The following is a 22,329-nucleotide window of genomic DNA, read 5'->3' as shown; positions in this document are numbered from 1 at the left end:
CCAAGCCCGGCACGGGGGGCACCGCCAGGCCCTATCGGAGGACGAGCTGCGAAAGCCGGAGGACCTCCGGCTGCCAGCGGAGGCGGCCCGCCGGCCGCAATCGGCGGAGGCCCGGCCATGGGGGGCGGCGGAGGAAACTGCGCGAAGGCTGCATGTGGCGACAGCGTCACGGCTGCGAGCGTCGCAGTGAGGGACAGTATCAGGAGTGTCTTGCGGGACATGGTCTTTCCTCTTGTCAAAACTGCGTTTCGAGAACGGGCTCGGGTTTGAGTACGGATATCCGCTCCGACGCAGGCGCATCATCGTGAGAAGGCACCGCGGGCTCATGCGTGGACGAGTGATCGCTGTGATCAGGGTGAATGCGGAACCAGGCCACATACAGCGCAGGCAGGAACAGCAGCGTCAGCAGCGTGCCGACAATGATGCCGCCCATCATCGCGTAAGCCATCGGGCCCCAGAAGATCTCGCGCGCGATCGGAATCAGCGCGAGACTTGCCGCGGCCGCGGTCAGCAGGATCGGTCGCATGCGATGCTCGGTCGCTTCCACAACGGCATCCCAGGCCGGGCGCCCCTCCTTCCTCAAATCCTCGATCTGGACGATCAGGATCACGGAGTTGCGCACCAGGATGCCGATCAGGGCGAGCACGCCGAGGATAGCCACGAAGCCAAGCGGGGCGCCGCTCGGCAGGAGCGCCATGACCACACCGATGACGGCGAGCGGCGCAACGGCGAACACCAGAAACAAGCGATGGAAGCTCTGCAACTGGATCATCAGCACCGTGGCCATGACGAAGAGCATGAGCGGAACGACGGCCATGATCGGCGCCTGGCTCTTGGCGCTCTCCTCCACGGAGCCGCCGATCATCACCGAATAGCCGGCCGGTAGCGCTTTGCTGAACTCCGCCACCTTCGGCGCGAGCTGGTCCACGATCGTCTTGGGCTGCACGTTGCCGACGATGCCGGCCTTCAACGTGATGGTGGGGATCCGTGCGCGCCGCCAGATCGTCGGCTGCTCGAGCTCGTACCGCAGATTGGCGACGGCTCCGAGCGGCACGGATTGACCGCCGAGCCCCGTCAACTGCAAATCGCGCAGCGTGTTGATGGAAGCACGTTCCGGCGCGGTTGCACGTCCGGTGACATTGACGAGATAGATGCTGTCGCGCACCTGCGTGATCGGTGTGCCCTCGAGCACGGAGTTCAAGGTCGTGGCAATGTCCTCCGAGGTCACGCCGAGCTGGCGCGCCTTGTCCTGGAGAACGTCGACCTTGACGACGCGGGCCGGCTCCATCCAGTCGAACACGACATTGCCGAGATCGGGATTGCTTCGCACGATGCCGGCGAGCTTCTGCGAGAGATCTCGCACCTTCGCGATGTCGGGCCCACTCAAGCGATACTGCACGGGACGACCCACCGGCGGTCCGACTTCGAGCAGCTTGACGTAGGTGTCGGTCCCGGGGAACGTCTTCTTCAGGTAGTCCTCGAACTGTGCCTTGACCTGGTCGCGCGCCTTGATGCCGCCCTTGGTCACAACCACCATCTGGCCGAACCAGGTGTTGGCGGTCTGCACGTCGAAGGACAGGACGAAACGCGGCGAGCCGGTGCCGACATAGGTTGACCAGTGATCGACCGAATTGTTGCCCTGAAGCTGTTCGCGTTCGAAGCGCGCCATCTGCGCATTGGAGTCGGCGATCGACGCGTTCTGCGGCAGGTTCCAGTCGATCACCAGCTCGGCGCGATCGGACGACGGGAAGAACTGCTGCTGCACGAAGTTCATGCCGAACAGCGCCAGCAGAAAGGCCGCAACCGTGACGCCGATCGTCATCCAGCGATAATGCATGCAGAAGAGCAAGAGACGCGCGAACAGCTGCGCTACGCGCCCCTTCTCTTCATGATGGCCCTTTATTTTTGCGGGCAGGATGGTGACGCCGAGCAACGGCGTGAACAGCACCGCCACGATCCAGGAGACGATCAGGGAAACCGCGATGACAACGAACAGCGTGAAGGTAAACTCACCCGCATTGCTGTTATTGAGCCCGATCGGAATAAAGCCGGCGACGGTCACCAGCGTGCCCGTCAGCATGGGAAAGGCGGTCGAGGTATAGACGTGGGTTGCCGCCTTTTCGAGGGGATCTCCGACTTCGAGGCGCGCTACCATCATTTCGACCGCAATCATGGCGTCATCGACCAGGAGGCCGAGCGCGATGATCAAGGCACCAAGCGAGATTCGCTGCAGCGAAATGCCGGCATAGGCCATCACGACGAAGGTGATGGCGAGAACCAGCGGAATCGCAATCGCGACGACGAGTCCGGCGCGCATGCCCAGGCTGAGAAAGCTGATGCCGAGGACGATGATCACGGCCTCGAACAGCGCCTCGGTGAAGCCGGATACGGCATGCTCGACCACGATGGGTTGATCGGCGACGAGTTGAACGCCGACCCCGATCGGCAAGTCGGCCGTGATTTTCGACATCTCCTCCTTCAGCGCTTCGCCGAAGTGCAGCAGATTTGCGCCGGACTTCATGCCGATGGCAAGCGCGATCGCCGGCTCGCCATTGTACCTGAACAACGTCCTGGCCGGGTCGGCATATCCGCGCGTGATGGTTGCGACGTCGGTCAGGGGGAAGAAGCGATCGTTGATGCGCAGATTGACTGCCTTCAGGCTTGCCTCTGACGTGAACTGGCCGTTCACTCGCACACTGATCCGCTCGGGTCCTTCCTGGAACACGCCGGGCGGCGTGACCGCGTTCTGCCCTTGCAGAGACGCCATGATGGAGTGGACGTCGAGACCGAGGGCTGCGATCTTGCGGGTGGAGAATTCGAGATAAATGACCTCGTCCTGCGCGCCCAGGATGTCGACCTTGCCGACATCGGGCACGGTCAGGACCTTGGCTCGGATGTCCTCGACCTCATCGCGCAGCTGTCGTTGGCTCAGCCCGTCGCTGGTGAACGCATAAATGTTGCCGAACACATCGCCGAAGCGGTCGTTGAAGCCGGGCCCGATCACCCCTTGCGGGAAGTCGCCCTTGATATCCGCGATCATGTTGCGGACGCGAACCCATGTCGGCTTGACGTCGGCAGCCTTTGTGGTGTCGCGCAGATAAACGAAGACGGTGGTCTGGCCCGCAACCGTCACGCTCTTGGTGTAGTCGAGCGATTCCAGCTCCTCCAGCTTCTTCTCGATCCGGTCGGCGACCTGGCGTGTCATCTCTTCAGGCGAGGCGCCCGGCCACTGCGCCTGGATCACCATGGTTTTGATGGTGAAGTCAGGATCTTCCTGCCGTCCCAGCTGAAGATACGCAAAAAGGCCCGCCGCCATGAAGGCGATCATGAAATACCAGACGAGCGAACGATGGCCGAGCGCCCAGTCGGAAAGGTTGAACGGTTTCATGGCATTTCATCCTGTGCAATGCGGACTTGCTGTCCTTGCTTGAGGCTGTGGATTCCCGCGGTGACGACGCGTGTGCCGGGAGCAAGCCCGCCGGTGACGCGCGCGCCGGTTTGGTCTGCGACCACATCGATCCTCTGCAGCGAAACCGTGTTGGCGGGCTGATCGACGATCCAGACGAAATTTGCACCGTCCTTGGCGAGCAGCGCCGAGCTGGGCAGGCGCAATATCCCGCCTTGGCTCTTGTCAAGTTTCGCGGTGACAGTCGCGCCGAGGCGGAATCCTTCGGGCGGATTGCTGAGGGCAATGCGGACCCGCCTCAATCGCGTCACCGGATCGGCTTGCGGCGCGATCTCGCGAACGCTCCCTTGCACCTGAACGGAGGGCAAGAGCTGCAGGCTGACCGTGAATGGCAGGCCGACCTCCAGCGGCAACGGAAAGTCCTGTCCGATGTCGACGACAGCTTCGCGAATATCGGGTCTTGCGATCGTCACCACGCTTTGGCCAGGAGATACCACCTGGCCGACTTCTGCCCCCACTGCGGTGACCACACCGGCGAAATCGGCCTTGATCTGCGAATAGCCGAGCTGCTCGATCGCCTTGGTCAGATTTGCCTGTTCGCGAGCCACCGTTGCTTCGGCGCCGGCACGCGCCTGCTCGGCGTTGTCCAACGTCTGCTTTGTGGTCGCGTCGGTCGTGATGAGCGTTCGCTGCCGTTCCTCCGTCGCTCTCACGGTCGCGAACTGCGCCTCGGCCTTGGCAAGCTGCCCTTTGGCGGCGCGAACGGCGAGCTCAAGGGCCGTGGGGTCGACGACGCCCACCGTCTGTCCTTCATTCACGAGATCACCGACGTAGACAGGTCGCGTGGTCAGGCGCCCCAGTACGCGGAAACCGAGATTTGTCTTGTAGCGTGGCTCGACGACGCCCACCGCCACCGCATCGTCTGCGCGGTCCGCTTCGAGAAGCACCGATTGGACCGGCCGCACGGGCTCGGGCGCCTTTGTCTCCTGCTGACATCCGGCAAGTGCCAACGCACATGCAAGTGGGCCCGCCACGATCATTGCGCGGCTCGTCATGAGCGGTCTCCTTCATAAGTCACGGACTGGCCCACGCTCAAAAGCTTGCCGCCGTCGACGACGACGCGCTCGCCCGGCTCGAGGCCCGCTTTGATCAATACTTCTCCGGCCTCGTAGCCGCTCACTGTTACCGGCTTCAGCGAGGCTGTCCGCGTCGCCGGATCGACGGTCCAGACCGCCGGCCTGGTATCGGCCGCCATCAATGCACGCCAGGGCAATGCGATCTGCCGCTCGGCCTTTACTTTCACAGTTCCCGCGACGGGGCTTCCAAGCGTCATTGCGGCAGGCGGATCCTCGATGGCAACCTTGACCCGAATGGTCGAACTCTTGGCGTCGACGGCCGGCGAAACCTCCCGAACTTGGCCGCCTGCGGTCACGCCCGCATCGGAGACGAGCGCCAACGAAACGTCGCGGCTATCGGCATTGCTGAGGAAAATGGACTCATAAACGTCAAAGACGGCGTCTCGCTCCCCATCCTGCGCCAGCGAAAATACGGGTTGCGCAGCCTGTACGACTTGACCGGTTTCCAGATTGCGCGCGGTGACGACGCCGTCCGCTCCGGCTCGCAGCGCGGTATAGCCGAGGGCGTCCTTTGAGGTTCCAAGCTGCGCTGTTGCCGCTTCGAGCGCGCCTTCCGCGGTGCGCAATCCCTCCTGCGCCTGGTCGTAGACCGTGCGCGTGGTGAAGCCGCTTGCGATCAGCGTCTTCTGCCGCTCGAAAGTCGCCTTCGCCACGCGCAGCTGCGATTCTGCGGCGAGAACAGCGGCGGTCGCGGCATCGACATCGGCCTCTTGTTCGGCCGGGTCGAGAAGCGCCAGCACTTCGCCGGCCTTCACGTGGGTCCCGACATCGGCATAGCGCGCGAGGACACGCCCGCTGACGCGGAATGAGAGATCCGCCCGAAAGCGGGCCTGCACCTCGCCGGTCAAGGTGATCAAGGACTGCCGATCCCTGGGCTGCACGATTTCCGTGCGCACGAACGCGGCGCGCGCGGGGGGCATGGCGGCGTGATTATCGCACCCGCCGAGCGGGCCGGCGACAAGCGCGAGCGCCAAGGCGCCGAGAGGTTTCAGACCGATCTTGGAATGGTTGAAATAGCGCGGTTTCATAGCGCGGCCATTCGGGGAGAGGGTGATAGCAGTCCGCCCAAGACGTCCGAGGCCCCGCTGAGCGAGACCGGTTCGCTCGGATGCGCTCGCAATAGATTTGGATCCGTTCGCATGGCGGCCGAACGCTCGATCTGATCCGAGAGGCCGGAGCTAGGGCCAGGCGCCACGGACGACCTGGCCTTCAGCCGACGTGGCGACCTCATGCGGCGCGTCGCCATCGACCAGCTCGCCTGCTGCTCCCGCTCGCTCAGGTGAAATGAGAAAATGACGGACGTGAACTCGGCGGCTATGCCGTGCTCGATCCGTCCGCCGAGCCCCTTGGCAAGATCATTGCTGATCTGGAGCTCCCGGCCCGGGGCCGCCCGCCCCGGCCGCGAGCCGTTATCCAGCACGACGCAGTTGGCGACCGAGCCGATGCGCGTCAGCTTGACTTTGATCTCGCCGGCGCGCGCGCCGAAATACGCATGCTTCGCTGCGTTTACAATCAGATCGTGGACGATCAGGCCAAGCCGCCCGCACCGCTCTGATTGAAGCGGGAGAGCCTCAGTTGCGAATGCCAGCCGGATCCCCATTCGATCCAACAAGGACTGGCGCATGGCGCAGCCCAGTCTGCGAATGTATGTCGCGGCGTCATTGAGGGCTTCGCCCTGTGGCACTGCAAACGCCCGATGCAACTCCGCATGTCCGTGGAGCAGCTCGACCACATCGCTCAAAGCGGCCTTTGCTTCCGCCCCGTCGGCCCGGATGGCCGCAGCCGCGACCAGATCGATCGCCGAGGCGATCCCTTTATCGACCCTGTGATGCAATTCGCGCAGCAGGATGCCGTCTTGTGGGCGGTACGGGTCCGGGCTCAACATGGTCACTGTGATCTCCTGATGTGGACCGGACGATCGCGAGGCCAACGCACCTTGCGGCTTCGACCATCCGGGAGGCCGTCGCAGGTCTTTGCCGACCCAGCGACGCATAAATAAACTATACCGTATATTTTCTTTTTCTTGCCTTTTCCCGCCGGGCGTGTCAAGTGCGATCTGCGTGCGCACAGACTCGTGATTGGGAGACCGACGGATGACAAAAAAGAGCAGCCCGAAACGGGGCAGACCAACGAAAGACCTGGCCGGTGACGTCCAGGCTCGAATCCTCGATGCAGCTCAGCAACTCTTTCTCGAGAAGGGCTACCGCAGCGCCAGCATCGATGACATCTCCGAGCTGGCGCCGGCGAGCAAGCCGACCATCTATGCTCATTTCCCCGGCAAGGACGCACTGTTCGCGGCGGTGGTGGCCCGCACCATCACTGGGCTGACGGATTTCGAAGGCTTCGAGCCTGAGGGCCGCACCCTTCAGGACAAGCTCTCAAGTCTCGGCACCGCGGTCGTGGAGAAGGTCATCGAAGAATCGTTGGGCATGGTTCGCGCCACGATTGCCGAGGCGCAGCGTTTCCCCGAATTGAGCCGCAACGTCCACGATGCCGCGCGCGATCGCTCCGTCAACGCCGTTTCCCAACTCTTGAATGAAGCGACGCAGAAGCTGGCGCGCTCTCCAAAAGGTCCCTTCACCGGGAAGCGAAGCCTTGCCACCGCTCAGATCTTTCTGGATCTGATCCTGTTGCCGATGCTGTTTCGTTCGTTGGTGGGAGAAACACCGAAGGAGCTGAGACGGGAATTGCCGTCTTTCGTGCGCGAACGGGTCGGCTTTTTCCTTGCGGCCTGTGAGGCGGACTGGACGCCGTGAGCCGGCAACCCGTCGAGCGCTCGGTTCGACCGGCAGGCTTGTAAAGCAAATCGACCCGGATGCCGGTCACTTGAGAGGACGCCGCGTTAACGGACGCTGCGTTGCTGAGCGCTTCGGCGCAAAAGCTCATCATCTCGCCGAAGGCCGGCCGAAGAGCATGCGCTTTGATGCGCGACGGATTGAGGTATGCATCCATCGCATCGAGCAGGCAGCAAGCGAGCACCATCGGGCTCCCTGCTCGAAATTCGCCGCTCGCCTGCCCAGCCGCGATGATCGACTGCACGAGACCGCGGACCCCGTCGGCGTGGGACAGGGCGATCGGCCAATTCGCCTGTCCTGCGGCAACCACCAATTCGTGCAGCCTGAGATCGTGTGTCAGCCTGTGTTCATGTCGCTGGGAGATCGTGATGAGAGTCGCGCTCAGGCGGTCCAGGCCGGAGCCGCCGCGGCGAGGTGCACTTGCGGCTGCCGCCGACACCTCATCAAGCAATTCTGCCACCACTGCCTCTTCGAGCGCCTGGCGGGAAGGATAGAACCGGTAGAGGTTTGCCGGGGACATGGACGCGCCGCGGGCGACGTCGGCAACCGTCGTCTTCCGATAGCCGATGGCCCGGTACAGCCGAATGGCAGCCTGCACAATTCTTTCGTGGGTGCACGACGATCCAACCTGACGGGTAGTCTGTGCCTGGAGCACGTTCGGCCTCAACGTGACGGGGACGCCTGCATTTCACGCCGGCAGGCCTCGCCGAACTCGCGCAACGGGTCCATCTCCTCCAAGAAGCCCGGCAGGTCGACGAACGATGTGTTCGGCGCAAGGTAGGTCTCGATGATCAGCCGCCCTGCCCGCTCCGCAGCATTGACAACCTCATCATTGGACAGGATCCGCATGCGCCCGATCAGCGCATACAAATTCACCAATGCCGGGATCTCGGATTTGTCGCTGGTCAGCGCGTCCGCATAAAGCCGGGACGCCTCCTCGATGAAGCATCGATACAGCTTTTCACGCTTGGAGACCGCGTGGGCATGATGGCGCTCCCGGACCCTGCGGCGACGGGTCACCCATCCCGTCACGATCGTGGAAATCGCTCCGAAGGCAGAGCCCCCGAACGCGGCGAAAGCGGGAAAATAGATCGTGTTCATGCGATCATTCCTCATCTTTTGTGCCACGATACCGGTGCGACCCCACGGCCTTGACCGAAGCAGCGGCCGCTGCGTGCTCGAAGACAGCTCCGCAAGCTTCGCTCAGCTCTGACTTTTTTTGCCTGAGACAGGCTTCCACATTCGTGGCGTCGGGGATGTAGCCGGCGCACAGGCGAAACGCGTCAGGCGCGCATGCCGCCCTCTGCTCGGCTGTGCCGCGGTCCTCCTGCGCGAAAGCAGCCTCGGCGCCCAGCGCAACGAACACCAGGACTGCGAGCACCAGTCGGTTCTTGAACATATCGAATCCCTTCTCAAGTTGAGGCACTGCTGTCCGAAGGGGGAATCCCGGCCTCATTCCGAAGTCCCCATCGTCCAACCAGGACGAACACGGGCTTGTGAGTCTCAGCTCTTGACACATCCCGCGATCGGCGCCGTATATGAAATATACGGTGTAGTTTATTTAGGAGGTCGAAGATGTCAAGCCTGTTCTTGGCGCTGGTACGGGAAAATCCCTGGCCGGGGATTGCCGTCGCGTCGCTCAATCTGATCGTGGCCGTGTCGCTCGTGGGCGTGAGCCTGCTGGTGGGTCTCACCATCTCGGTGCTCGCCTGGGTGCACGCGCTCGCCGATCGCGAGCCCGCCCCGGTACGGCATGCGGCCAGCCCACGGAGCTTCGCATGACCGCGGCACTGCTGCTCGCTCGCGGTTGCATCATCTATTCGGTCAACGTCTGGCTCGCGCCAGTCGAATGCATGTTCGACATGATCGAATTGGAACTCGTCCGCAGAGGCATCGCGCTTGAAGGGGTCGAGCACCCTTCCCCCTCCGCCGCCTGAGCATCCTGGAATTTCGACATGCTCAACTTCATCGAAGTGTTCGACATCATGCACGTGGAGCCGGCCACCGGCGCTTCAGTGTGGACCGGACTCACCGGCACGCGAACGGCCCTCGAACGCGACGGGCACCTGATCGACCCGAAGGCGATGGCCTATTGCCCGGCCGACTGGATCGACGAGCGCGGCTATCTCGATGCCGAACTCGCGCGCCGGCATCCCCGCCCCTGGGGCATCTGACGGTGAGACGAAATCAGTCCATGTCCAGGAGCCGGCTGCCGTGAGCAGGAAATCTGCGCTGTCGAGACACGCGAACAGTCTTGTCGAACCCGAGCTTCCGTTGCGGGCCTATTTTCTGTCGGTTGGAGGAGCGCTGCTCCTGCTGCTGCTGGCCGCCGATTGGGTGCTGCCCGCACCTTTGCCGAGCCGGCTCACGGACTCGCATTCTGCGCTGCCGCCGATCCGCATCCACACAGAGCTGAGAGGACCGGAAGCGGTCATCATCGATACCATCGGGTTCGGACTGCTCCCGATGCCCCCTGAACACGATATCGCTGTGGCTCCATCGCAGCTGCTGGAACCTGAGGTCGCCAACGCCGCTGTGATTATCAGTGACAGTAGCCCAGCGCCGACGACTGATCTGCGCCTCCGCGAAAGCCTGGCACGGTTGCAGTCCCCCGTTCACGATCAAGCAAGCAAAGCCACGAGGCCACGTGATGTCGCGGCACGACAGCGCACCCTCGCTCAGGCACGCCCCGGAAAGCGGCGGCGATCCGCTCGACATCCGAGTTTCGAAACCAGCCGCGGCGGCTGCGTTTCATTGAGTCGCGAGCACGGTCCTTGCCGGTACGCTCTCGTGCCGAACTAGGTCACTGTTCATGTTTTTGGATGAAAACCACAGGATTCACGCGATGTCCAAGAAGCACCTGTTTGCCCTGATCGTTTTTTCGGCTGCCCTTGCTGGCACGGGAGCTATGGCCGATGTCACGCAGGCTCCTGCCGATGCAGAACAGCACACCGCGGCCGCGCAGGGTAATGCCGACGAAGCAGCTATTCGCCGTGTGCTCGAACAATTCAGCACCACGAAGGTACCACTCGGCCAGGCAATGGCGATCGCGGAGCGGCTGCATGACGGCTCGAGGACCGCAGACGTCAGTTTCGAGATATCGGGCCCGCCGGTCTATCGCGTGCGCACGGTCAAGAATGAGCGGATCTTTGAAAATGTCATAGATGCGAATACCGGAAGCGTATCGCAAGCGGAAATTGCGTCATCGCTGAAGGAACTCGATCGAGAGGACCTGGCCAACATCATCGCCCTGAAGTGGATCAAGCAGGAACTGTCGGACGCGGTGCGGGTCGCCGAAAAGGCCGCGGCGGGAAACGCACTCGCCGGTGGGCTGGTGAAGCAGGACGGCAAACTCAACTTCGTGGTCGTCGTCGCCAGTGGTGATCGCTTGAAGGAAGTGATGCTCGAGCCGCCCAAGGTCGGACAGCGATCAACTCAGCACTAACCGACAACTGGCTGATCTGCCGCTGAAGCACGATCTCGTGAGTTGCTTGATCGATGCGCACGTATATACACTATACCGTATAGTTTCTTTTTATCGAGGCCTTCGCACGACGTCAGCCTCGATCAACACACACCCGAGAGCAAGCCAAGTCATGAACTTCCAGCCTCGCCCCCATCTGCCCGCCGCCCAACGGCGGCTACCATTCGATTGCATTGCCCTGCTGCTGCAGGGCGGCGGCGCTCTGGGGGCCTACCAGGCGGGCATCTATGAGGCGCTCGCCGAAGCCGGCATCCATCCAGATTGGGTGGCCGGCATTTCGATCGGCGCAATCAACGCCGCGATCATCGCAGGCAACCCGCCGGAGTCCCGTGTTGACCGGCTCCGCGATTTCTGGACGCAAGTGACTTCCACTGCGCCCTGGGATTGGTCCGGAAATCCACTTCTAGATCGGCGCAACGACAATGCACGCAATGTCCTCAACCAGATGAGCGCCGGCCTTGCCGCGGCATGCGGCGCAAACGGATTTTTCTCGGCGCGCCCCCTCATGCCCTGGTTACATTCCGGCGGAACGACCGAGGCGACCAGCTTCTACGACACAAGTGCGTTGAAGAGCACGCTGGAGCGCCTGGTCGACTTCGATCGTCTCAACGAGGGAATGACGCGCTTCAGTGCAGGTGCGGTCAACGTAAGAACGGGCAATTTCGTCTATTTCGACAACAGCACCCATACGATCCTGCCGGAGCACATCATGGCGAGCGGCGCGCTGCCGCCGGGCTTTCCCGCGGTGGAGATCGAGGGCGAGCATTACTGGGACGGCGGCCTGGTGTCCAATACGCCGCTGCAATGGGTGATCGACTGGGGTGCGCCGCAGGACATGCTGGCCTTTCAGGTCGATCTCTGGAGCGCGAAAGGTCAGCTCCCGGGCAACATGGCCGAGGTCGTCACGCGTCAAAAGGAGGTTCAATATTCGAGCCGCACGCGCGCAAGCACCGATCAGTTCAAGCGTGTGCAGCGCCTGCGACGTGCGCTCACCGCCCTGTTGGGCCGGCTTCCGGAAGAGCTTCAGGAACATGACGACGTGAAGCTCCTCAGCACCGCGGTCTCTCACAACGTCTACAACATCGTCCACCTGATTTATCGCGCACGCAATCACGAAGGGCACTCGAAGGACTACGAGTTCTCCCGGCTTTCGATGCAGGATCACTGGCGCGCCGGTTACCACGATGCACTCCGCACGCTGCGACATCCCGAGGTGCTCACACGCCCCGCCAGCGCGGACGGCGTTTTTACATTCGACCTGGAGAACGATGGTCGCGAATAGGTCCGGCCGCCATGGCCGCTGCAGGGAGAACCAAATGCGTGAGAGTGAAGTACGAAAGCGTGCCTTTGCAATGCCGCTTACCAGCCCGGCCTATACGCCAGGACCGTATCGGTTTGTCGACCGCGAATACCTGATCATCACCTATCGCACCGACCCGGCAAAGCTGCGCGCCGTGGTGCCTGAACCACTGGAGCTCGATGCACGCGAAGCGCTCGTCAAATACGAATTCATCCGCATGCCGGATTCGAACGGCTTTGGCGACTACACCGAAAGTGGCCAGGTCATCCCGGTCTCCTTCCGAGGGCGCAAGGGCGGGTACACGCACTGCATGTTCCTCAACGACGAAGGCCCGATTGCAGGCGGGCGCGAACTCTGGGGCTTTCCGAAAAAGCTGGCCCAGCCGACATTACGAACCGAAATCGACACCCTGATCGGCACGCTGGACTACGGCCCCTTGCGCGTTGCAACGGGTACGATGGGCTACAAGCACCGGGAGGCCGACCTTGGCCAGGTCAAGGCCGCGCTGGGCGAGCCGAATTTCCTGCTCAAGATCATCCCGCATGTCGACGGCAGCCCGCGGATCTGCGAGCTCGTCGAATACCATCTTGAGCAGATTGCGCTGAAGGGGGCCTGGACCGGGCCCGCGGCCCTATCGCTGACGCCGCATGCCTTGGCACCGGTGGCCGATCTGCCGGTGCTCGAAATCGTCTCCGCAACTCACATCCGTGCGGATCTCACGCTCGGCCTCGGCAGAGTGGCCCATGACTATCTGCAGGAACCAAGCCGACGTGCGTTCCGGGCCTCGGAGCGAAGTCTGGTCACCTGACCAAGCTCCACGCAACCAAGCACCCCCGTGAGCTTTAACCCAACATACAGAACAAGCGAATTGAGATGAGTATTCTGAAAGGCAAAACGGCAGTCGTGACCGGCTCGACCAGCGGCATCGGCCTTGCGTGCGCGCGTGCGTTCGCAGGCGCCGGCGCCAACATCGTGCTCAACGGCATGGGCGCTCCGGCCGATGTCGAGACGGAGCGCTCCGCAATCGAGAGCCAATTTTCGGTCCAGGCGATCTATTCGCCCGCGGACATGGCGAAGCCGAACCAAATAGTCGACCTGATCGCGCTCGGCGAAGGCACCTTCGGCAGCGTGGATGTCCTCGTCAACAACGCCGGCATCCAGCACGTCTCTTCCATTGAAGAATTTCCGGTCGAGAAGTGGGATGCGATCATCGCGATCAACCTGTCCGCCGCATTCCACGCCATCCGAGCAGCAGTGCCCGGCATGAAGAGGCGCGGCTGGGGCCGCATCATCACCACGGCCTCGGCTCATTCGCAGGTCGCCTCCCCCTTCAAGTCGGCCTATGTCGCTGCCAAGCATGGCATCGCGGGCCTCACAAAGACGGCAGCGCTGGAGCTTGCCCGGTCGAAGATCACCTGCAACTGCATCAGCCCGGGTTACGTCTGGACCCCGCTGGTGGAGAGGCAGATCCCGAACACGATGAAGGCGCGCAACTTGAGGAGAGATGAGGTCATCAGTGACATCCTGCTCGCAGCGCAGCCCACGAAAGAGTTCGTCACGGCCGAGCAGGTCGCCTCGCTCGCGCTGTTCCTGTGTAGCGACGACGCCGCGCAGATCACCGGCGCAAATCTCGCCATCGATGGCGGCTGGACGGCCGCATAGGGCTGCCTGTCCTGCATCGGAGGCCGCCAACCTGAAGCCAGCACCAGCGGTCGCTCGTCCCCGCACCCGTAGCTCCCGCGCCCTGGCGAGTCCTTTCTCGCGCACGTCGGCCAAGTTCACGTGCCCTGCTCCGCTTCTGAGCGTCTGCTAACACTGGCTCTCGCAAGCTTTTTCTTGATCTCCCGGTGCACACGTCGTGCACGCGCCGTGTCCTAACCAATTGAAACACTTGAACTCTCGCTCCAGTCCATCATTGGACACATCGCGGCGCCTTCCCGGTCGCCATCTTTTGAGGCCGGGGCTCGGGCCGCAAGACCGTTTTTTGCTGCGACGGTGCAATTCAGGCGGACGAACTGCCTAATCTATGGAGCGAGGCCGCGCCCCACAGCATCGAGTGCTGGTGGGTCACATTTTCCAAAAGGACCGTTTGAAAAATCAGTTGCTCAAACGGTCTTGCTGGCTAAGGCCTTGAAATGGTGGGCGCACCAGGGCTCGAACCTGGGACCCGCTGATTAAGAGACAGCCCCGGAGTGAGAACAGTCAAGGACTTACTCGTCGCACCACTGGAGTTTTCCGCCCGAAGATGGGCATTCGTCGTACGGTTTTGCCAGGCCATCATCCGAGCGCAAGCTCCAGCTTCCCATCAAACTTCTATCGCACCAGCAATGGCAATCGCATTTTCGACTGGCGTAAAGATGTCCACATTCGACCCCGGCGCCCTGATCGTCACGATCAGCGCATAGCGCGCAGTGCTGTCGAAGCGCTCCAAGTAGGGCTTTTCCTTCCACCAGCCCCCGACCGGAAAGACGCCAATGGCATCACGTTCCGCAAGGTCAGCTGCGCTTCCGGACCAAAAATCGGAATGCACCGATCCATTGTCGCGAAACGTGCCGAGGAGCCAATCCTCCCACCGCCGGGAGGCGACCCCTCCTCCTCGCCCCGTGCCGCCTGATTGATGCGGGCTCTGAACTCGTCGACAGTCTCCGTCGCGGACTTCACACGGAAGCGAAGACCGTGCGAAGCGTACCGATGTCGCCTCGACCAACCGCGCAACAAACCACAGAGTGCTGATGCAACGCCTTTCGCCGCGTAGGATACCTGAGAATCGATCATGACCAGTCACCCGAGCAAGAAAGAAAGCTAGCCCTGGACTGCGCAAGCCCGGGAGCAATTGACGATCTTCGAGCGCTTGCCGAGGCATCGGTTCGTGAGAACCTCGGGAAAGGTCCGCTACAATCGTTTCTCCAGCACACGGCGGCCCCTGCAACTTTCTACAACAGAAAGGATTTGTAATGGGCATTGCCGCAGGTCTCTTCTACAACTCCGATGACAAGGAGAATTGTCTCGATTGGCGGGTGCGCCCATCGAACGACCAGTATGACACTCAGAAGGAGCGTTGGAACGACCTCGCAGAGCATTTGAAGGAGGATCTCGCCAAACGCTCCGATTGCCGAATGTCCTCTTGGCTCCAGGGATCGTACAAGTTCGGCACTCAGGTTCGACCTGCGAGCCTAAATGAAGAGTTCGACATCGATCTCGGTGTCTATTTCATATGGTCCGGTCAGCCGGAAGACGGCGACCACAATCCGACCGACCTCAAAAGCTTCGTCCACGACAGCCTTGCTGATTATGTTGAGGACGACACCAACGATGCGAGCGGCATCGATGAACCACGAGCGAAATGTAGCCGCGTCCATTTTGATGAGAATTTTCATATCGACGTGCCGGCCTATCATCTTGATGACGGCCGGGACGCTCGATCGCTCGCAACATCTGAGAACAATTGGGAAAATAGCGATCCGAAGGCAATCTACGCTTGGTGGAAAGTGATCACGGGACAAGCCGACAGGGCTAGGTGCCGGCGGGTGGTTCGTTACCTTAAGATGTGGGCTGCCCTAAAAATCGATGCCGATGGGCGTCCATCATCGATCTTGATTACAGTGCTTACAGCAGACGCTTTTAATGATCTGGAACGTGATAAATTCAGTGGCGACGACGAGTTTCTGCGCGAGATAGTATCCAAGATCGCTTCTCGACTAAGCGAGGACGCGGAAGTTCAAAACCCAGCCAACACGAAAGAAAATCTAAATCGCTTGAAGGGCGAAAAAACGACCGCGCTCGTCGAAAAGCTCGATGAATTGCTGTCGATCGCTGATCGAGCTTTGGCTGCGTCAACGAAGGCTGCAAGCGCTGAGATCTGGTCTGAGGCGTTTGATCACTTTTTTCCGGTGCCGGAAGACGATGACGACGAGGAGGCTGTTCTGAAGGAGCACAGCCGAGCGCTTGCGACCATCCAGTTCAATCCTGTTGTCTCGGTTCAGGCCTCAACTGGCCGTCACACCTACCGAGCGATCGATCGCATTGGACCTATCCCCAAGGGTTGCGAAATTACATTCACGTTGGCAAATGCGCATCAACTCCCTCCGGGAGCGATGGTCAGCTGGATGGTCCGAAACTCAGGCAAGGAGGCCGAACTTCAAAACGACCTCGGTCATAGGTCGGAGGCTCACCGTATCGCGCGACTCAGAGTATCGCGGCACTCACCACATGGACGTCGCGGTTCATTTGAATGGCCTGCTCATCGGGAGAAAGCGCATCCCTGTCGAAATCACCGGGATGGGCGTCCCCAAGCGTAATCCTCCTCGGCCAACATGGACTAAGTTTCGGCGATCAGGGGTAAGACTCGCCCTAGTGCACCCGCCGCGTTTGGGCCTCGCCCACCCTATGCCGCGCGATCTCAGCACCGGAGGCATCGACCACGATTACGACCGTGCCCGCATCACGGTCGCAATCTGGATCGCTGGCGATATCCCGAGCGACACGGGCGCCGTATTGGACCGCCAACTCAGCGGAGCGAAATAGCTCCCCCACGTCGTCCGGCTGTGTCTCACTGTTGTGGAAAATCGGGAAGTAGTAACGTCGCATAGCCGCGGACCTCGTCCTTTAGCCGCGACCATGCGCACATCTCGCGACGGCCCGAACCTGTCGAAAACGACAGGGTCCGTGCGACAGCGACTTCGCGCAACGGATCGGCTACGTGCTTTGTTGCGCTGCGCCTTGCACTCTCGCTTTGGTTGCGGTTGAATTCGGGCGGACGGATGGGGGAATCACAATGAGGTCGATAATTGCAGCCAGCTTGATGGCGCTCTTGCTGTCGGCTACTTGGGCGCGGCCGGCTGAAGCTCAGTTCGAACCGTTGGCATTCGCGGTGTGCAAGAAGATCCCGAGCGACGCAGACAGATTAAAGTGCTTCGACACGATCGGGAAAAAAGGCGAAGATCAAGACTCAAGCAGCGAGCCCACTCCAGTAAAGGGCAAGTGGACCTTTCGAGAGAGCAAATCGCCGATCGATGACAGCGATCAACTCGTTGCAATGCTCCAGGGCGAAAATGGGGAAGCGTTCCTGATCCTCAGATGTTGGGAGAACAAGTCCGAGGCCGTGTTTATCCCGCCCGACTTCGTTATTTCTGGCACCGGAAACCGCTACGACCTTCTAATCCGGATCAATGGCGAGACACCAGCGAGTGTGGCTGGTATCGGCAGCACGAATGGAAGGGCGATCTTTATTCCTAACGCCCGAGACTTTATGAAATTGCTCCCGGACCAAGGCAAGCTGTTCATCAGAGCGACTGGTTTTCAAGGCAGATCAAGCGACGGCGCGTTTCTCCTGAATGACGTCACAGCCGCAAGGAATCGGATCGCAGAGACCTGCCGTTGGACCACATCTAAGTCGAGCTCAATGAAGGCGGGCAAATGAGCTCGCTGACGGTTTTTTGAGGGGGCCTCATGAAAGCATGGCTATCTGTTCTGGCCGCGATCGTTGCGCTGATCATCGGCGCACAATTCATATCCATCTTTGTCGTACAACCGATCGGTGCGCTTCCGGAAGGTCGCACGGTCATTTTGCTCCGTTATCCTTGGAAGAGCGCAAAGGGGCTGGCCTTTATCGATAGCGCGGACGCGTTCTGCGCAAGAAATAGTGGAGGTGTTACGCTACTGTGCCGAGGGATCACAGCGGGAGTGATAGCGAAGAACGCGACAATCCTCGCTCGACTTCCTTACTCAGCCACCCTCTACGGCATCAGTACGGGCGGCCGCACCTATGAGCGGTAGCGTTGTCTCTTGAGCCTTAATTCGCCTCACTTTCCGAGAGCGACTATGCGCCTGGAAATAGCGGCGCCTATCGCCGATCCGAGAATCTATTCGTTGGGCTCGGCCGGCAATTGGCCCTACGCATGGTTCGCCAAGCTCCTCGGATCAACTCCCGGTTTTCAACGACTTCGCGGCGTCCAGGTGCTTTTGCAACGTATCTATCTGGCCGGAAGCATATTCTCCTGCAGCATCCTTACTGTTCGATGCCTTCTTGTACTCGGCGATATCCTTCTGGTGGTCTGCGACCATGTGGGTAGCGAACATCTTGTCGAAGCCTGCGCCGGACATTTTTGACATCTTGTCATACTGGGCTTTTTGCTTCGCATTCGGTCCGACAGGTGGGTTCATTCCCATTGCCTGGGCAGCATCTAAAGCCTTCTGATTAGCGGCGGCGTGATCTGTGGAAAGCATTCGGCCATACGATTTGACGCCATCGCTTTGACCGTTCTGCTGCGCCAGCTCTCCCATGCTCACTTCAGCGAAATTGCCTTCGATGGCCTTCTTGAGGAACGTTTCGCTTTCTTTATCTTTCGCAGGTGCGCTGGCAATTGAGATCGCCATCAAGGTTGCTGTCCCGAGCGACAAAAGCATTCTGTTCATCGGCGACTCCTGTGGGGTGTTTGTCGATGAACACGCCAATAGCAGTAGAGGTTCCAATTAAGGACGAGGGGGCCGCTTAGGGTGCTGGCGGACGCCGCTAGAGGTCCGGGCGCAGGTACTGAGATCGTTGCGTAAGTGTGCGGCTTGCACACGCCGCGCGGTGTTGTTAGATCGTGCCTTCAAGATCAAAGGAGTGATTTTGGCTAGAAAGAAGAAAGTAATTCGCCGCGAGTGGACGAAGGACGACATCAAGGAGCTAAAAGCCCACTCGAGGGCGCGGACGCCGTCAACTTTTCCAAGGCGACCAAGCGCACCATTGGCGCGCTACGTCAGAAGGCGCTCAATCTCGGAATAGGGCTCGGGCATCAGCGATAGTTAAAAACTGAGTGGATCACATCCATTCACCAAACTTCGATATCGATTGACATCAATCTGACGAGATCGGGCGCAGACTGTTACTGGTTACGAGGGTGGAGGGCTCGTTTTAGCCAGCCCCGGCGAGCCCTCCCTCTTGTTCGTCAGTAGGACTGACGTAAACGTTTCTTCTGAAGTGTGACATAGACAACATTGCGGTGCAGCGTCGCGGCGATAGATTGGGCTCGCCGGGGCTGGACGCCATATTTCACTCATCAATTTTAACCCGGCACCAGGCCCGCAGTGGTCCGCCGCTGCGGGCCTTTTTGTTGGGGCGCAGGATCACCCGATCCGCAGATTTTCCGCCGAGTCTTTTCCCCGATTGTTCACAACGTCGAAGCTAACCTTGGCTCCCTCTGCGAGGGAAGTGAAACCAGCCTTCTCGACTGCCGAGATGTGAACAAACACGTCCTTGCCGCCCGAATCCGGTTGAATGAACCCGTAGCCCTTTGTCGGGTTGAACCACTTAACAGTACCCATCGCCACTTTGAATTCTCCATTCTTCAAAAAGCAAAACTAGTGCTCGAATTTCGCCGAAAGAAAGGCTGATCGCAACCCGCCTTCACGCGGGGGCGCCGGCAATCGACGAATTCGTCTTCCGGCTCCTCTTCAACAATTCCGCCCTCAACTCCAGCACCACCTCGACAGGACGCGGTCGCAGCCGATCAACGACCGGGGCTCAATATCCAACGGATTGGCAGAGAACTTGCCGCGGCCAAGTGCTGCGGCCAGAGCGATCCTCAGGTCCCGCAACTGGGCCGGGTCGCTGGTGGCGAGGCCCCGCCGAAATAACGCGACGGCTTCAAGGGAGATGTTGGCGTGCTTGCGGCGTCTATTCTTCCGCGTCCGAAGCGGCATCAGCGCGGTTGTCCAAACTCGGTCAAAGCCCACGGTCTCCCGTAGCGGCCCGGGCGGTTCGGGTTGCGGATGGCATGCTCCTCAAGAAACGCGCGCCCAAACCGCTGCCAGGCAGCGCGTGCCTCCTCGCGATCAGGGTAGCCATTTTCGTCCACCCAGACGCCAGCGCACTTCAGATCGGAAAAACCGTCGTATCCGGTCTCGAATACCTCTTCCCAATCCTCAGGGGCAGCAATGGCGCGATGCTTATTCTTTTTGGGCCGTGCCGGCATCAGCGGCGCGCCCCAATGTTAGATCCCTATGCATTCGCGGCCCGTCGCCCGGCTCAACGTCCAAGCCGAGTTCACGGCAAAGAATCCGGAATCGGTTCTGCGCTTTATGCTCGATGTCGCACCATGGTGAGGATTTTTGGCGGCCGAAGCGGTCGAGCACGACATGGCCATGCTCTGCCTGCGGCGCGGGCCTTTTCCGCCTCGTCCAGGCTTCGCAGGCCAAACGCAGCAGGTGTCGGTGATGGTCGTCTAATTCGAAGTCGGCGTACACCTGTCGCCACCACGTTCTGGCGGCGCGCGACAGGTGATCCGGCGGTTTTGGTGTGCTCATGTCATACCCATAATATTTTAAACTCTGGGGCAGCCCGCGCGATTGTTGATCTTGGGCGCCGGTAAGCAGCGCGCATTTTGGGAGAACGGTCGAATACCCCTCCCCGGCTCACGTCAGCGGGATTCCGGCTTTCGCATCTTTGCTTCGATGCGCCGACGAGCTGCATCGCTGTTGCTGGAGCGGAATGCGGCGGTTGTGGTTGGATAGGCAGGGAATGCCGTCAATGTCAGTTCAAACAAATCTAGATCTGTAATCGTTCTCAGCGGCAATCGATCGCCACCATCTTCCCATTTCTCGGCACGCACTCGAAATCCGAAGCTGCAGCCGCGAACATCTTGCCGGCCAACCGTTCCGAGCGCTGTCAGTCCTTCTGGCGTCGTCGGATCGACGATCAGGGAGAAGTACAAACCAGCACTATTCTCTTGCAGAAAGAGCGAGCGCGCGGCCGTCCGCCCCAATACGCGCCCGCTGTCATGATCGAGCAGCATGACGACGTCAGGTCGCTCCTTCAGCGTTCTGGTGAACGCTCCCCTCGCGATGAACTCACGGAACTCGCCCGAAATCACCGTTTGGTCGCCGAACACCACCGCGAATCCTGTGATCACGTTATCAGCCACGCGCCCTTGCCCCCGCCGCAGCAAGCCTCGCTTCGCGCTTTCCCAGCTTGGATTTCGCCCGCAGCTAGCGTGCGATCTCTACCGGATCCGTGTTGGCGTAAACCTCGGCCTTTCCGGGATTTTAATGCGGCGCGATAGCTTGCTGGCCCGCGTCCGTTTTGAGGTGGCTTTCTCAAACATTGTGACCGGCCTCCGCGCATTCCCTCAAGAAATAAGCGACCCTTTCCGTGAAGTGTGCGCGGACCGGTCCCAAGTAACGGAGACGCACGTCCTCTCGCTCCAGATCGTCCAGAAGCGCATCATGCTCCTCGCGGGCGGCCTCCAGCGCACGAGCGGCCTCGCACACTGCAGCCAGACGCGTTGATATTCTTGGCGTACGGTGGCGCATGCGGTTTTACTGGCTATGTCGCGTGCCTCAGCAGTGCGTCGGAATAGTACCTCGCGGGCGTCCTCGATGTTTGCCATTTCGGTCGCGACTTCACGCAGCTGGCGCGACAGCTCCGCGATGCTGGTGCCTTCCTGAGGGTCACCAAGCAATTATGCGACGGCGGGCGCAATGAATTTGCCACCAGCCACCTTAGCCGCTGCGATTTCACTGAGTCGCTTCGACCGCTGGGTGTTGAGCTCGCAATATCTCTGCTCCAACTCCATCCGTTTTGCGAGCAAGTCAGCGTAGGCGCCGTCCGCCTCTGCGAGGCTGGGCACGCGGTATTCGTCGGCGGGTTTCTTTTTAAATGGAGCCATCAGGCAACAACCTTTCCAAACAAACTGTCCAAAATATCCGCGATTACACGCACCGGCACGGTCGTGGCCGTGCGGTGTCCGCACCGCGCCCAATGTCCGGCGTTAGACCCGGCAACTACAAAATGGCGGATCCAGACGCTGGGGTAGCGATTTAGGACGATCTCAGGCCAGCTGCGCACGAATTCGATCGTTGAGAGTCGCGCATCTATATCGCCACCACGAGCGGTCTCAACTAACAACTCGATTGCGTCGAAAGCCGTTCGCGGAATAGAATGTGGCGTATCCTCGTGGAAGACATGCCGAAAGGGACAAGGCCCGCGTACACATCGTGGTCGTGATCTGCGAGTCTGATTTTGCTAGTGACTGCAATAGCCAAGATCAAACGCAGCGCGTCGGTGTCGTTCAGATTCGGTGACTGGGCTGGGCCACCAGCCGGGATCACGCCCGCATCTCTCAGTCGTGTTGCCACCACCTTCGAACGCCCCGGGTCAAAGCCGAGCGCATCAATGGCCGACAACACATCGGCAAGTTTCGCCATTGTGTTCCCTACTCAATAGA

The 22,329-nt window shown here is 60.6% G+C and carries 25 protein-coding genes, 1 tRNA gene and 3 pseudogenes; 13 read left to right on the top strand and 16 right to left on the bottom strand.

Annotated features, from left to right (window positions below; genetic code table 11):
• Positions 1-235: 235 nt before the first annotated feature.
• The 4 genes from XI04_RS28320 to XI04_RS28305 are packed head-to-tail and all read right to left on the bottom strand — an operon-like array spanning position 236 to position 6,427.
• Positions 236-3,388, bottom strand: a complete 3,153-nt coding sequence (locus XI04_RS28320) for an efflux RND transporter permease subunit (RefSeq protein ID WP_271608826.1) — start codon at positions 3,386-3,388, stop codon at positions 236-238.
• Entirely contained in the window at positions 3,385-4,461 is a 1,077-nt protein-coding gene (locus XI04_RS28315) for an efflux RND transporter periplasmic adaptor subunit (protein WP_271608827.1), read from the bottom strand. Before XI04_RS28315 ends, XI04_RS28320 begins: the two co-directional genes overlap by 4 nt.
• Positions 4,458-5,570: an efflux RND transporter periplasmic adaptor subunit gene (locus XI04_RS28310; protein ID WP_271608828.1), complete on the bottom strand. Its 1,113-nt coding sequence runs from the start codon at positions 5,568-5,570 to the stop codon at positions 4,458-4,460. Before XI04_RS28310 ends, XI04_RS28315 begins: the two co-directional genes overlap by 4 nt.
• Positions 5,567-6,427: a sensor histidine kinase gene (locus XI04_RS28305; protein WP_271608834.1), complete on the bottom strand. Its 861-nt coding sequence runs from the start codon at positions 6,425-6,427 to the stop codon at positions 5,567-5,569. The genes XI04_RS28310 and XI04_RS28305 overlap by 4 nt, the downstream gene beginning before the upstream one ends.
• A 208-nt stretch (positions 6,428-6,635) precedes the next feature.
• Here XI04_RS28305 and XI04_RS28300 point away from each other — a divergent pair, with 208 nt between their 5' ends.
• A complete protein-coding gene (locus XI04_RS28300) occupies positions 6,636-7,298 on the top strand; it encodes a TetR/AcrR family transcriptional regulator (RefSeq protein WP_038951224.1) in 663 nt (220 codons plus the stop codon).
• 175 nt (positions 7,299-7,473) lie between these two features.
• Here XI04_RS28300 and XI04_RS28295 read toward each other — a convergent pair.
• From XI04_RS28295 to XI04_RS28285, 3 genes and pseudogenes are all read right to left on the bottom strand, one after another.
• Positions 7,474-7,935 (bottom strand): annotated as a pseudogene (locus XI04_RS28295) (TetR/AcrR family transcriptional regulator); the annotation flags it as partial.
• A 65-nt stretch (positions 7,936-8,000) separates the two neighbouring features.
• Positions 8,001-8,438: a hypothetical protein gene (locus XI04_RS28290; protein ID WP_244611228.1), complete on the bottom strand. Its 438-nt coding sequence runs from the start codon at positions 8,436-8,438 to the stop codon at positions 8,001-8,003.
• 4 nt (positions 8,439-8,442) lie between these two features.
• Positions 8,443-8,736: a hypothetical protein gene (locus tag XI04_RS28285; protein ID WP_095425548.1), complete on the bottom strand. Its 294-nt coding sequence runs from the start codon at positions 8,734-8,736 to the stop codon at positions 8,443-8,445.
• 176 nt (positions 8,737-8,912) lie between these two features.
• On the opposite strand from XI04_RS28285, the gene XI04_RS28280 reads away from it, so the two are divergent.
• From XI04_RS28280 to XI04_RS28245, 8 genes are all read left to right on the top strand, one after another.
• A complete protein-coding gene (locus XI04_RS28280; RefSeq protein WP_038973599.1) occupies positions 8,913-9,119 on the top strand; it encodes a hypothetical protein in 207 nt (68 codons plus the stop codon).
• Positions 9,116-9,274, top strand: a complete 159-nt coding sequence (locus XI04_RS28275; protein WP_167456562.1) for a hypothetical protein — start codon at positions 9,116-9,118, stop codon at positions 9,272-9,274. Before XI04_RS28280 ends, XI04_RS28275 begins: the two co-directional genes overlap by 4 nt.
• Before the next feature lie 18 nt (positions 9,275-9,292).
• Positions 9,293-9,511 (top strand): hypothetical protein, encoded by a 219-nt coding sequence (locus XI04_RS28270; protein ID WP_038951218.1) that lies wholly within the window; start codon positions 9,293-9,295, stop codon positions 9,509-9,511.
• A gap of 40 nt (positions 9,512-9,551) precedes the next feature.
• Positions 9,552-10,139: a hypothetical protein gene (locus XI04_RS28265; RefSeq protein ID WP_271608830.1), complete on the top strand. Its 588-nt coding sequence runs from the start codon at positions 9,552-9,554 to the stop codon at positions 10,137-10,139.
• 43 nt (positions 10,140-10,182) lie between these two features.
• Positions 10,183-10,782, top strand: coding sequence for a PepSY domain-containing protein (locus tag XI04_RS28260; protein ID WP_095425546.1), 600 nt, complete (start codon positions 10,183-10,185; stop codon positions 10,780-10,782).
• Positions 10,783-10,933: 151 nt separating this feature from the next.
• Complete coding sequence (locus XI04_RS28255) at positions 10,934-12,103, top strand: DUF3734 domain-containing protein (RefSeq protein ID WP_271608831.1); 1,170 nt, start codon at positions 10,934-10,936, stop codon at positions 12,101-12,103.
• A 34-nt stretch (positions 12,104-12,137) separates the two neighbouring features.
• On the top strand, positions 12,138-12,929 hold the full coding sequence (locus XI04_RS28250; RefSeq protein ID WP_271608832.1) for an acetoacetate decarboxylase: 792 nt from the start codon (positions 12,138-12,140) through the stop codon (positions 12,927-12,929).
• 65 nt (positions 12,930-12,994) lie between these two features.
• A complete protein-coding gene (locus XI04_RS28245) occupies positions 12,995-13,783 on the top strand; it encodes a 3-hydroxybutyrate dehydrogenase (protein WP_271608833.1) in 789 nt (262 codons plus the stop codon).
• A 474-nt stretch (positions 13,784-14,257) separates the two neighbouring features.
• On the opposite strand, the gene XI04_RS28240 is transcribed toward XI04_RS28245, so the two are convergent.
• Both XI04_RS28240 and XI04_RS38935 read right to left on the bottom strand, forming a co-directional pair.
• Positions 14,258-14,362 (bottom strand) — tRNA-OTHER (locus XI04_RS28240).
• Positions 14,363-14,426: 64 nt separating this feature from the next.
• A pseudogene (locus XI04_RS38935) lies at positions 14,427-14,833 on the bottom strand (hypothetical protein); the annotation flags it as partial.
• Between the two features lie 242 nt (positions 14,834-15,075).
• On the opposite strand from XI04_RS38935, the gene XI04_RS28230 reads away from it, so the two are divergent.
• Complete coding sequence (locus tag XI04_RS28230) at positions 15,076-16,419, top strand: CBASS cGAMP synthase (protein ID WP_271595666.1); 1,344 nt, start codon at positions 15,076-15,078, stop codon at positions 16,417-16,419.
• Between the two features lie 52 nt (positions 16,420-16,471).
• Here the strand turns inward: XI04_RS28230 and XI04_RS38930 are convergent, their stop codons facing one another.
• Positions 16,472-16,708, bottom strand: a complete 237-nt coding sequence (locus XI04_RS38930) for a DUF6894 family protein (protein ID WP_442868181.1) — start codon at positions 16,706-16,708, stop codon at positions 16,472-16,474.
• A 187-nt stretch (positions 16,709-16,895) separates the two neighbouring features.
• On the opposite strand from XI04_RS38930, the gene XI04_RS28225 reads away from it, so the two are divergent.
• Together XI04_RS28225 and XI04_RS28220 are read left to right on the top strand one after the other, a co-directional pair.
• A complete protein-coding gene (locus tag XI04_RS28225) occupies positions 16,896-17,540 on the top strand; it encodes a type VI secretion system-associated protein TagO (RefSeq protein ID WP_271595667.1) in 645 nt (214 codons plus the stop codon).
• Positions 17,541-17,569: 29 nt separating this feature from the next.
• Positions 17,570-17,896, top strand: coding sequence for a hypothetical protein (locus XI04_RS28220; RefSeq protein ID WP_271595668.1), 327 nt, complete (start codon positions 17,570-17,572; stop codon positions 17,894-17,896).
• A gap of 144 nt (positions 17,897-18,040) precedes the next feature.
• On the opposite strand, the gene XI04_RS28215 is transcribed toward XI04_RS28220, so the two are convergent.
• A complete protein-coding gene (locus tag XI04_RS28215) occupies positions 18,041-18,535 on the bottom strand; it encodes a DUF4142 domain-containing protein (protein ID WP_271595669.1) in 495 nt (164 codons plus the stop codon).
• 184 nt (positions 18,536-18,719) lie between these two features.
• On the opposite strand from XI04_RS28215, the pseudogene XI04_RS28210 reads away from it, so the two are divergent.
• Positions 18,720-18,910, top strand: a pseudogene (locus XI04_RS28210) (hypothetical protein).
• 321 nt (positions 18,911-19,231) lie between these two features.
• Here XI04_RS28210 and XI04_RS28205 read toward each other — a convergent pair.
• The 5 genes from XI04_RS28205 to XI04_RS28185 all read right to left on the bottom strand — a co-directional run bounded on the left by XI04_RS28205 (position 19,232) and on the right by XI04_RS28185 (position 22,309).
• Positions 19,232-19,435, bottom strand: a complete 204-nt coding sequence (locus XI04_RS28205; protein ID WP_028182460.1) for a cold-shock protein — start codon at positions 19,433-19,435, stop codon at positions 19,232-19,234.
• A 371-nt stretch (positions 19,436-19,806) separates the two neighbouring features.
• Positions 19,807-20,079, bottom strand: coding sequence for a hypothetical protein (locus tag XI04_RS28200; protein ID WP_271595670.1), 273 nt, complete (start codon positions 20,077-20,079; stop codon positions 19,807-19,809).
• Positions 20,054-20,410 (bottom strand): hypothetical protein, encoded by a 357-nt coding sequence (locus tag XI04_RS28195; protein WP_271595671.1) that lies wholly within the window; start codon positions 20,408-20,410, stop codon positions 20,054-20,056. The genes XI04_RS28200 and XI04_RS28195 overlap by 26 nt, the downstream gene beginning before the upstream one ends.
• 113 nt (positions 20,411-20,523) lie before the next feature.
• Complete coding sequence (locus XI04_RS28190; protein WP_271595672.1) at positions 20,524-21,027, bottom strand: HK97 family phage prohead protease; 504 nt, start codon at positions 21,025-21,027, stop codon at positions 20,524-20,526.
• A 976-nt stretch (positions 21,028-22,003) separates the two neighbouring features.
• Positions 22,004-22,309, bottom strand: a complete 306-nt coding sequence (locus tag XI04_RS28185; protein ID WP_271595673.1) for a hypothetical protein — start codon at positions 22,307-22,309, stop codon at positions 22,004-22,006.
• Positions 22,310-22,329: the final 20 nt, after the last annotated feature.

The organism is Bradyrhizobium sp. CCBAU 11430 (genome assembly GCF_028128855.1).
Lineage (GTDB): Bacteria > Pseudomonadota > Alphaproteobacteria > Rhizobiales > Xanthobacteraceae > Bradyrhizobium > Bradyrhizobium ottawaense.
Note: the sequence above shows the minus strand (reverse complement) of the source record. Positions and strands in the feature narration are given on the sequence as shown.

What these genes read in the sequence shown, in the direction of transcription:
- XI04_RS28250 (WP_271608832.1), top strand. Translation starts at nt 12,138, where the DNA reads ATGCGTGAGAGTGAAGTACGAAAGCGTGCCTTTGCAATGCCGCTTACC.
- XI04_RS28195 (WP_271595671.1), bottom strand. Translation starts at nt 20,410, where the DNA reads ATGAGCACACCAAAACCGCCGGATCACCTGTCGCGCGCCGCCAGAACG.
- XI04_RS28280 (WP_038973599.1), top strand. Translation starts at nt 8,913, where the DNA reads ATGTCAAGCCTGTTCTTGGCGCTGGTACGGGAAAATCCCTGGCCGGGG.
- XI04_RS28215 (WP_271595669.1), bottom strand. Translation starts at nt 18,535, where the DNA reads ATGAACAGAATGCTTTTGTCGCTCGGGACAGCAACCTTGATGGCGATC.
- XI04_RS38930 (WP_442868181.1), bottom strand. Translation starts at nt 16,708, where the DNA reads ATGCGACGTTACTACTTCCCGATTTTCCACAACAGTGAGACACAGCCG.
- XI04_RS28200 (WP_271595670.1), bottom strand. Translation starts at nt 20,079, where the DNA reads ATGCCGGCACGGCCCAAAAAGAATAAGCATCGCGCCATTGCTGCCCCT.
- XI04_RS28225 (WP_271595667.1), top strand. Translation starts at nt 16,896, where the DNA reads ATGAGGTCGATAATTGCAGCCAGCTTGATGGCGCTCTTGCTGTCGGCT.
- XI04_RS28230 (WP_271595666.1), top strand. Translation starts at nt 15,076, where the DNA reads ATGGGCATTGCCGCAGGTCTCTTCTACAACTCCGATGACAAGGAGAAT.
- XI04_RS28285 (WP_095425548.1), bottom strand. Translation starts at nt 8,736, where the DNA reads ATGTTCAAGAACCGACTGGTGCTCGCAGTCCTGGTGTTCGTTGCGCTG.
- XI04_RS28310 (WP_271608828.1), bottom strand. Translation starts at nt 5,570, where the DNA reads ATGAAACCGCGCTATTTCAACCATTCCAAGATCGGTCTGAAACCTCTC.
- XI04_RS28255 (WP_271608831.1), top strand. Translation starts at nt 10,934, where the DNA reads ATGAACTTCCAGCCTCGCCCCCATCTGCCCGCCGCCCAACGGCGGCTA.
- XI04_RS28300 (WP_038951224.1), top strand. Translation starts at nt 6,636, where the DNA reads ATGACAAAAAAGAGCAGCCCGAAACGGGGCAGACCAACGAAAGACCTG.
- XI04_RS28275 (WP_167456562.1), top strand. Translation starts at nt 9,116, where the DNA reads ATGACCGCGGCACTGCTGCTCGCTCGCGGTTGCATCATCTATTCGGTC.
- XI04_RS28305 (WP_271608834.1), bottom strand. Translation starts at nt 6,427, where the DNA reads ATGTTGAGCCCGGACCCGTACCGCCCACAAGACGGCATCCTGCTGCGC.
- XI04_RS28245 (WP_271608833.1), top strand. Translation starts at nt 12,995, where the DNA reads ATGAGTATTCTGAAAGGCAAAACGGCAGTCGTGACCGGCTCGACCAGC.
- XI04_RS28220 (WP_271595668.1), top strand. Translation starts at nt 17,570, where the DNA reads ATGAAAGCATGGCTATCTGTTCTGGCCGCGATCGTTGCGCTGATCATC.
- XI04_RS28320 (WP_271608826.1), bottom strand. Translation starts at nt 3,388, where the DNA reads ATGAAACCGTTCAACCTTTCCGACTGGGCGCTCGGCCATCGTTCGCTC.
- XI04_RS28315 (WP_271608827.1), bottom strand. Translation starts at nt 4,461, where the DNA reads ATGACGAGCCGCGCAATGATCGTGGCGGGCCCACTTGCATGTGCGTTG.
- XI04_RS28270 (WP_038951218.1), top strand. Translation starts at nt 9,293, where the DNA reads ATGCTCAACTTCATCGAAGTGTTCGACATCATGCACGTGGAGCCGGCC.
- XI04_RS28290 (WP_244611228.1), bottom strand. Translation starts at nt 8,438, where the DNA reads ATGAACACGATCTATTTTCCCGCTTTCGCCGCGTTCGGGGGCTCTGCC.
- XI04_RS28185 (WP_271595673.1), bottom strand. Translation starts at nt 22,309, where the DNA reads ATGGCGAAACTTGCCGATGTGTTGTCGGCCATTGATGCGCTCGGCTTT.
- XI04_RS28260 (WP_095425546.1), top strand. Translation starts at nt 10,183, where the DNA reads ATGTCCAAGAAGCACCTGTTTGCCCTGATCGTTTTTTCGGCTGCCCTT.